Origin of the sequence: Pseudorhizobium marinum (assembly GCF_000705355.1) — a bacterium.
GTDB classification, from domain to species: Bacteria; Pseudomonadota; Alphaproteobacteria; order Rhizobiales; family Rhizobiaceae; genus Neorhizobium; species Neorhizobium pelagicum.
This window is the reverse complement of sequence record NZ_JMQK01000049.1, coordinates 1-8,004: the sequence shown is the minus strand read 5'-3', so window position 1 is coordinate 8,004 and position 8,004 is coordinate 1. Positions and strand designations below refer to the sequence as shown.

The window sequence follows — 8,004 nt, the reverse complement described above, 5'->3', positions numbered from 1 at the left end:
GTGACCAGGTCGCAAGCACGGTCACGGAACCTCAAGAGGACTTCAACATGAAGACGCTCCATGCCAGTCTGAGTGCTGGCACCCTTCTGTCGGTGATGATCGCAGGCGCCGCATTTGCAGCCGAAGGCGAGTTTTTCGAAGGCATCCATCCCGTTCCGGCCCAATCCGTCGGCCTGGTAACGCCGGACATCCTTCAGCCCTCTCCGTTCTCGGATATGAAAAATCTGGAGCTTGCTTCCGCGCGAAAGCCCACCGCACGCGATGACCGCAAGTTCGGCGACGAATAAGCTCTCCTGACGCCGACATACCCTTGGCCGGTCACCGGCCAAGGGTATGTGTTTTCTACAGGAGCCTTGTCTTCCCCGGCAGGGAATGGATCTCAGCCTCCGCCCAGCCTGCTGCAAAGCCTCATTCGGCGGGCGGCCCGGCGTCGGCGCAGCCTCACGGGTTGCCCTGCAGACCGCCTGTGCAGCTTGTCTTCGATGCCGGGGTCGATGATTTCCAGTATCCATACCCTCCCGTCACGATACTGATGGCGTCGATCACGGCGATCGGCGATGCGACCAGGAGGTCGTGAAGCAGCCAGGGGATCGTTCCCAGCATCACCCACATCCGAAGCTTCCGCTCGACGACCTGCATTCGCCCGACGGCAAGAAGAACCGTGCCCAGCATGGCGCACAAGGAAGAGAGGCCGGCATAGGTCAGTGCGCATGTGAGGACCATGGACGGTATCAGCAGATAATTGATCCAGCGGGATGTGGCAGACACCTGGAGGGACGCAGCAATCTGCAACGCGCTCAGGAGATTAGCCACCGCCGCTGTGGAGGCGCCGAGAAGAGCGTAATGCACACCGAAACCGGCTCCGATTCCGATCTGAACCAGAAGCATGGTTTTGCGGCGCTTGAAGAAAGGCCAGGACACGAGACAAGCGGCACCGAAAAGTGCTGCTCCAGAGGCAATGACATCGTCGACATGCGTGGCCAACATCCCACCCGTCTCCCACCGTACAGCTTGCCTTGTGACTAGCTGCTCTGAAGGCGCTGCTGTGCGCCCTCCGCGACCTGATAGGGAGGCTCCGTTGGCCAGGAGTTTCCGGCGTGCTGAATTCGGTTTCAGATGATATCGAGCGGTGACAGCCGCAACGGCTGGTGGCCGGCGGCCTGCCTCACCTCTCTTCGGGAAACCGTCGGAGAACTGTCCGCGACAGCAGCGACGCCGGCGTGACAACTGTAACCCTGGCGATGAATTCGATAACGACGGTGTAACGCGTGGCTTGCATCAGTTGCCTGTCCAGCAACAGCCCGTTTGGCCTTCGCCATCGGCGTCGTCTGCCGCTGCGACATCGGTCTGGCCTCACCCCTGGAGCTGTTGATGTTAAGGCAAATCGCTCTCACCGCTATCATCACCGTTGCGGCATGCGCACCGGCAGTGGCGAGGACCATCGTGGATGCCGCAGGGCGGGCCGTGAACGTTCCCGATGTGATATCCCGCGTCATGCCCGCCGGTCCGCCGGCTTCGGTGCTCATCTACGTATTGGCACCTGAAAAGCTGGTCAGTTGGGTGCATGCGCCGATGGCAGAGGACAGGGAATTCCTGCTCCCCATGGTACGATCGCTGCCGACGACCGATCGGCTCAACGACGATTCGACGGAGGTTGATCTCGGATCGCTGTTGGTGACCAGACCGGACATCATCATCGATGTCGGAACGGTGAACGAGGCCTATGTTGCGTCGGCAGACAGAATTCAGGAGCTCACCGGCATTCCCTATGTGTTGGTCGACGGACGCTTGCCCCGGACTGCCGACAGTCTGCGTCAGGTGGGCGACCTTCTGGGTGTCTCGAACCGGGCCGAAGAACTCGCACGATATGCCGAGCACACATTTGAAACCCTGAGCAGCGACCTGGCCTCTATTGCGCCTGCCGCGCGCCCTCTTGTCTACTACGGGCGCGGCCACGACGGGCTCAGACCGGCCTTGGCGGTTCGATCAATCTTGAAGTTCTCGACATTCTCGGCGCCAGGAACGTGGCGGGGATCAGGCCCGGTGGCCTGGTGAAGGTCTCACCGGCGCAAGTGCGGGACTGGGATCCTCAGGTTATCCTCGCCGCAGCGCCAGAATTCGCCGAAAGTGCCAGGAATGATCCCCGCTGGGCCGAGATCGCTGCGGTCAGGGAGCGACGGATCTACGAGACACCCATGCGCCCCTTCGGCTGGTTTGAATCCCCGCCCGGCGTCAATCGCCTGCTGGGGATCGCCTGGCTGAAGGAGATCCTCTATCCCGGCGCCTTCGACGTCGATCTGGAAGCCGAGGCCCGCGCTTTCTTCAAGCTGTTCTATCAGGTCGACCTCAGTGACCGGCAGCTCGATACGCTCCTCGACACGTCCGCCCGTCATCACCGCGGCGCGTCACCAGTCATCCCGCCACGGAAAGCGGGCGCTGCGTCCCCCAATGTTACGGATGAACCCAATCCACCCCGCTTGTGACCCTCGCCCCCTTGGTCCCCAAACAATTCGTCGCACTGGAGATCAGGCCGTTGCGTCGCGCTTGAACACACGGGCCTGCCCGGCCAGGAGCAGAAATTGAAGCACATTCTCATTATTGACGATGACACAAGCGTGCGCAGCCTGCTGGTCGACTACCTGTCCCAGCATGCTTTTCGGGTGACCGGCATCGGTGACAGTGCCCATCTGGCCCGGATCCTTGCCACCGATACAGTTGATCTGGTGATCGTCGATCTCAACCTGGGCCATGAGGACGGGCTCGAGATCATCAGAACCCTGTCCCGCGTCTCTGACGCCCCCGCGATCATCATCAGCGGCGACCGCGTCGAAGAGGCGGACAAGGTGGTGGGGCTGGAATTGGGCGCCGTCGACTATATCACCAAGCCCTTCGGCACCCGCGAATTCCTGGCCCGGGTCCGGGCCTCCCTGCGTCCGCGGCCGACGATCCAGAACAGGAAGGAGCGCAGGGTCTATGCCTTTGACGACTGGATCCTGAACATGAAGCTGCGCAAACTGGTGCGTGCAGGCACGACTGAGGTCAAGCTGACAGCCGGCGAGTTCAACCTGCTCACGGCCTTTCTCAAATCGCCGCAACAGGTGCTCTCCCGTGAACAGCTCCTGGCGGCAAGCCGCGTTCATAATGAAGAGGTCTTCGACCGTAGCATCGATGTGCTGATCCTCAGGCTGCGGCGCAAGCTGGAGGCTGACCCGTCACGGCCCAACCTCATCAAGACGGAACGCGGCGTAGGCTATATCTTCGATAGCGAGGTCAGGTTGACCGACAGCCCCCATGGCAGAGCCTGATGGCGCGGCTTCCCCAGCGCCACTTGGATGACCATCGTTGGCGACTGCATCGGGTGGCACCTTCGGAGATAGCGCTTCAGGTGATCAACCTCGTGCCGCCAACATCGGAACGGGCATGAACGTCGCCCGGATGGCTGTGCCGGCTTACGCTTGTCACCATTTTTTTCGCTTCCTGAAATCGTCGAGAAACAAAAGCGGTCCATTGGCCGTAGCTCAAACGCGGATGCTGGACTGCGGATTGGACGGGAAGTTGAGATGCGACGCATGGTGTTCCGATCGATGAAGCCCCGGCATCAGATGTGGATCGGTCTGATCGCGCTCGGCATGGTCGCCGTCGTGCGGGCATTCGCCTTCGGCACCGAACTGGCGCCGGGCGCCGCAATCGGCTCGGGCGAACCCGTGGCTCCTCTCCCGCCTGTACCCGAGCTGGACAAGGCCAAGATCCGGCTCGGCGGACGTCTCTTCCACGACCCCATCCTTTCAAAGCGCCAGACCTTGTCCTGCAGTTCCTGCCACGATCTCAGCACCGGCGGCACGGTCCGGCTTCAGCGAACGATCGGATACGACCGCCGGATGCATGCCTTCAACGCCCCGACCATCTTCAACGTCGGCAACAATTACCGTCTGGGTTGGCGCGGGAAATACACATCGCTGACCATCCAGAATGAAAACGTGCTTCTTGATCGCAATCTCATGGCGAATGACTGGCAGACATTGGTGCCTCGCCTGAGTGCCGACGTCTATTACCGAACGCGGTTCCGGATGGTCTACGGCACCACGCCCAGCCGCGACAACATACTGGACGCCCTGGTCACCTTCCAGCAGTCGCTGACGACGCCGAATGCCGCCTTCGATCGTTTCCTCGAAGGAGATACTGATGCCATAACGGCCAAGCAGCAATACGGGTACAGGCTCTTCAAGACATACGGCTGCGTTTCCTGCCACCAGGGCTCGAATATCGGCGGCAACATGTTCCAGATCTTCGGGGTGTTTGCCGACCCCACGACAAGCCAACCTGCAACTGCGGAACCGCCGCCGTCGCCATTGGACTATGCCGAAGGAGACTGGGAGACCTTTCGTGTCCCCAGTCTGCGCAATGTGGAAGTAACGGCGCCATACTTCCATGACGGGAGAGCCTGGACGCTGCATGAGGCCGTGTCCATCATGGGCATAAGCCAGCTTGGACGGGACCTGGATGAGAACGAGATCGAGGCGATTGTTTCGTTCCTTGAAAGCCTCACGGGAGATTATAATGGAAAGAGGCTCTAGACCTCGCTCCATAAAGGTCGCAAGCGAGGCCTGGCTGATCGCGCTGGCGACGCTGTCGGCGATCTTTCTTGCTGTCATCGCCACCAGCCACGATGCCGGGCGCCCGGCCCACGAGGCTGTGATGATCAACCTCAGGGCGGTCGACGTGAACCATGCCTCCCTGCAGCGTGATGTGCTGCGCGCGCGCGCCGGCCTGTTGATGTCCTACGACCCATTGGTCGAGTCCGTCATCGCCCTGCGAAAGACGGCGGCAACGCTCGAGAACTTGTTTGCCAGTTCCGATTTTGGATCCGACGGGCGCCTCGAAAAGCTCCTGTCGCAGCTGAAATCCGGAATAGATGCGGACGAAGCCCTGGTTGAAGACTTCAAGACCCGCAATGCACTCCTTCAAAACTCGGTCGGCGTGTTCGGGCAGACACTGACGGACCTTCACCAGTCTTCCAACGAAACGGTCAGGTCCGCCCTGGACAATGTCGGCGACCTCGGCAACCTGATGATGCGTTTCTCCACGCGGCCGGATCCGGAACTGGAAAAAGCGATCGGAAAACGTCTCCAGCGATTGTCGCAGTCGGTGGCCGTTTCCCCTGCTGCGCGACAGATCCAGACCCTCACGACCCATGCGAAGATGATCCTGGCGATCCTGCCGACGGTGGATGAAAAGGTCGCCTCGGTTCTGGCATCTCGCACGCCGAAGAGCGCAGAGCTGCTGCAATCCCAATATCTCGACGCCGCAGGACAGGCCAACTCACGCGCGGCGGCGAGCAGGATACTGTTGGGGGCGACGGCGATCGCACTCTGCATTTACGTTTTCGTTCTCGTTTATCGCCTCCGCAACCAGACCGAACGTCTGAAGCGGCGGCTTCACTACGAGCAGGCGATCGCGGGGATCAAGGCGGAGATGTTCAACACCTCGCCGCGGGACTTCCCTGAATTCATGGACAGGGCCCTGAGGGTCCTGACCTGTCTCTTCGAAGGCAGTTGCAGCGGCTTCGCGATCCTCAACATCGACACCGGCGAGATGAAGAACGTCCACCGTCATGGCGGCGACACGGAGGATTACAGGACGCTGCTCATCGATTTCGCCCATGATTCCCGTCGGCACTGGGACGCCTCCCCGTCCGGATGCGAGGACAGCTTCGCCTATGTCAACCTGACGAAGACCAACGATCTCACCTACACGCGCGACGCGACCATATCCGGCCTCATCATCGGCTCGAAGATGCCAGACCGGCAGGTGGCAGCCTTTCTCCTGCTGTTCGACAGCCCCAGGCCGAAGCTGGGTGCCGACGAAGTCGGACTGCTGCGGGCAAGCCTGCAGACGCTGACCGAGTTCGTGGAGACGAACAGGCGCGAGCAGGAGCAAGAGGCACTCGAACATCGGCTGGAACACGCCCAGCGGCTGGAGGCGATCGGCACGCTCGCCGGCGGCATTGCGCATGAATTCAACAATGTCCTGGGGGCCATCCTCGGATACGGCGAAATGGCGCTTCAGTTGCTCCGCAGGCCGTCGATGACCCGTCACTATGTCCAGGAAATCCTGACGAGCGGCGAAAGGGCGAAGCATATCGTCGACCAGATCCTCACCTTCAGCCGCAAGCGTGAACGGGCGATGAAGCCGTTCAGCGTCACCGAGGCCGTCGCCGACATCCTGCCGCTGCTCCATGTGACGCTTGGCAACAAGGTGACGCTGACGGCGCACCTGTGCGAAAAGGATACCGTCATCGTCGGCAGTCCGATTGAAGTGCATCAGATGGTGATGAACCTCTGCAAGAACGCGATGGAGGCCTCGGCACGGGGCCAGGATGTCAGGGTCGAGGTGACGCCTGTCGAGATCGGGCGGAAGCGGGTGCTGTCTCACGGCGAGATTTCGCCCGGCGACTATGTCCGCCTGTCGGTCGAGGACCAGGGGCCGGGCATCCCCGAACACGTCCTCCCTCACGTCTTCGAACCCTTCTACACCACGAAGTCCACCTCGGGAGGCACGGGATTGGGTCTGTCCGCCGTCCATGGAAGCGTCTGCGGCTTCGGGGGGGCCATCCATGTCCAGAGCAGTGCCGGATCGGGCACCCGGTTCGACCTGTTCTTTCCCGCCAGCCGGTTGGCTCCCCTTCCGCTCAAGAGCTTCTTCGACGAACGGGCCGTTCCGACAGGCAAGGGAGAGAGTGTCGCCATTCTGGAGAGCGACCGGTCGCTGCTTGAGATGTACGAGGAGAAAGTCGCAGCTCTGGGCTATGAGCCCATCGGCTATTCCAGCATGGCAGCACTTCAGAGAGCCATGGACAGCGGCAGTGTCTCTGCCGACCTGACCATCGTCGACGCCAACGCTCTCGGACCGGATCTCCCACTCGAGGATCTGGATCTGGTTCTCCCCAAGGGCCGATACCTGCTGTTGATCGCCTGCGAACGTGAACTGGAGAGAGGCGACCCGCTGATGCTGGCAAGCATCTTGAAGAAACCCTTCAGCTCCAAGGCCTTGGCGCATGCGATCTTCGATCGTATCAGCGTCACCAGCTAGCGTCATGGAGATCGCAGGATCTGCTGCTCAGTGAGCCTGATTCCAGAGCGAGAATGACGGCGACGCGCTCTCTGAGATCAGCACGAACGCCGCCAACGGCTCGCGCCATCGCCCGCGGCCGTGTTTTCAGCCATGCCCTGCATGCTGCCGGGCAACAGGCACGACAACCGCCAGACGAAAGGGTTTCTCGGATGATACAGCCGAGGGACATGGCATTCCTCGGACCGCGGTCACCGCGGTCACGCAAAACGCAGTCTCATGTTCCGCGGACCGACGGCTTCAGATGAAACCGCACCGCCACTCCCGGCAACCGGTCCGACACGGGAGCCTGTTGATCTTGCGCCGGCAACCGATGGCAACAGGCCATGCCGCCGCAGGCTCTAACCCGGATCATGATCATGAAGAAGATCGAAGCTGTCCTTCCCGCCTTCAGAATACATGAGGTGGCCGAAGTCCTCCGGAGCGCCGGGATTGACGACATCAACATGTTCGACGTCACCGAGTTTTCCTGTGACGGGAAACATCACCGACTTGCCGGAGCGGAATGCTGCGTGGACTACCGAACTGCAGTCCGGCTGGAAGTCGTCTGCGAACCATTGCTGATCGAAGCCGTCAAGGATGTCATGGCCGAAGCGCTCGGCTGCGGCCAGAGGAACGACGAAATGCTCCGCATATCCACCCTGGTGAGGGTCGTCGAAATCTGAAGATGAAGAAACAACCCTCAACCTGCATCTCCAGGTCCCCGGCTGCAACTGTGCGCACAGAGCTACCGGTTCACTGCGACTCATCGTCCGGAATAGCGTAAACCTCTGGCGCCTCATCCGCCACCTGATGGTAGGCGACGACGATCACAACGACTCGCCGGCGCCGACCGTTCCAAACGGCAAAAAGCCCCGTGAGGGGCTTTGGTTGTAT

Annotated in this window: 8 protein-coding genes; 7 read left to right on the top strand and 1 reads right to left on the bottom strand. The window is 61.1% G+C overall.

The window, feature by feature from the left end; all coding sequences use genetic code 11:
• Window positions 1-287 (top strand): hypothetical protein (locus EO99_RS0125110; RefSeq protein ID WP_029621289.1); only part of this gene is annotated, 287 nt, incomplete at its 5' end.
• Window positions 288-441: 154 nt separating this feature from the next.
• Here the strand turns inward: EO99_RS0125110 and EO99_RS0125105 are convergent.
• The gene (locus tag EO99_RS0125105; RefSeq protein WP_029621288.1) at window positions 442-987 is read right to left on the bottom strand and encodes a YgjV family protein; all 546 of its coding nucleotides are present in this window, start codon (window positions 985-987) and stop codon (window positions 442-444) included.
• Between the two features lie 318 nt (window positions 988-1,305).
• On the opposite strand from EO99_RS0125105, the gene EO99_RS26135 reads away from it, so the two are divergent.
• From EO99_RS26135 to EO99_RS0125080, 6 genes are all read left to right on the top strand, one after another.
• On the top strand, window positions 1,306-2,055 hold the full coding sequence (locus EO99_RS26135) for a TroA family protein (protein WP_077067179.1): 750 nt from the start codon (window positions 1,306-1,308) through the stop codon (window positions 2,053-2,055).
• On the top strand, window positions 2,052-2,483 hold the full coding sequence (locus EO99_RS28150) for a TroA family protein (protein ID WP_077067178.1): 432 nt from the start codon (window positions 2,052-2,054) through the stop codon (window positions 2,481-2,483). Before EO99_RS26135 ends, EO99_RS28150 begins: the two co-directional genes overlap by 4 nt.
• Window positions 2,484-2,579: 96 nt before the next feature.
• Entirely contained in the window at window positions 2,580-3,305 is a 726-nt protein-coding gene (locus EO99_RS0125095) for a winged helix-turn-helix domain-containing protein (RefSeq protein ID WP_029621287.1), read from the top strand.
• Window positions 3,306-3,455: 150 nt separating this feature from the next.
• Complete coding sequence (locus tag EO99_RS0125090) at window positions 3,456-4,574, top strand: cytochrome-c peroxidase (RefSeq protein ID WP_156035014.1); 1,119 nt, start codon at window positions 3,456-3,458, stop codon at window positions 4,572-4,574.
• Window positions 4,558-7,089 carry a two-component system VirA-like sensor kinase gene (locus EO99_RS0125085; RefSeq protein ID WP_037113056.1) on the top strand — a complete coding sequence of 844 codons (2,532 nt, stop codon included), beginning with the start codon at window positions 4,558-4,560 and terminating at the stop codon, window positions 7,087-7,089. Before EO99_RS0125090 ends, EO99_RS0125085 begins: the two co-directional genes overlap by 17 nt.
• 398 nt (window positions 7,090-7,487) lie before the next feature.
• Window positions 7,488-7,793, top strand: coding sequence for a P-II family nitrogen regulator (locus tag EO99_RS0125080; protein ID WP_158001920.1), 306 nt, complete (start codon window positions 7,488-7,490; stop codon window positions 7,791-7,793).
• Window positions 7,794-8,004 lie beyond the last annotated feature (211 nt).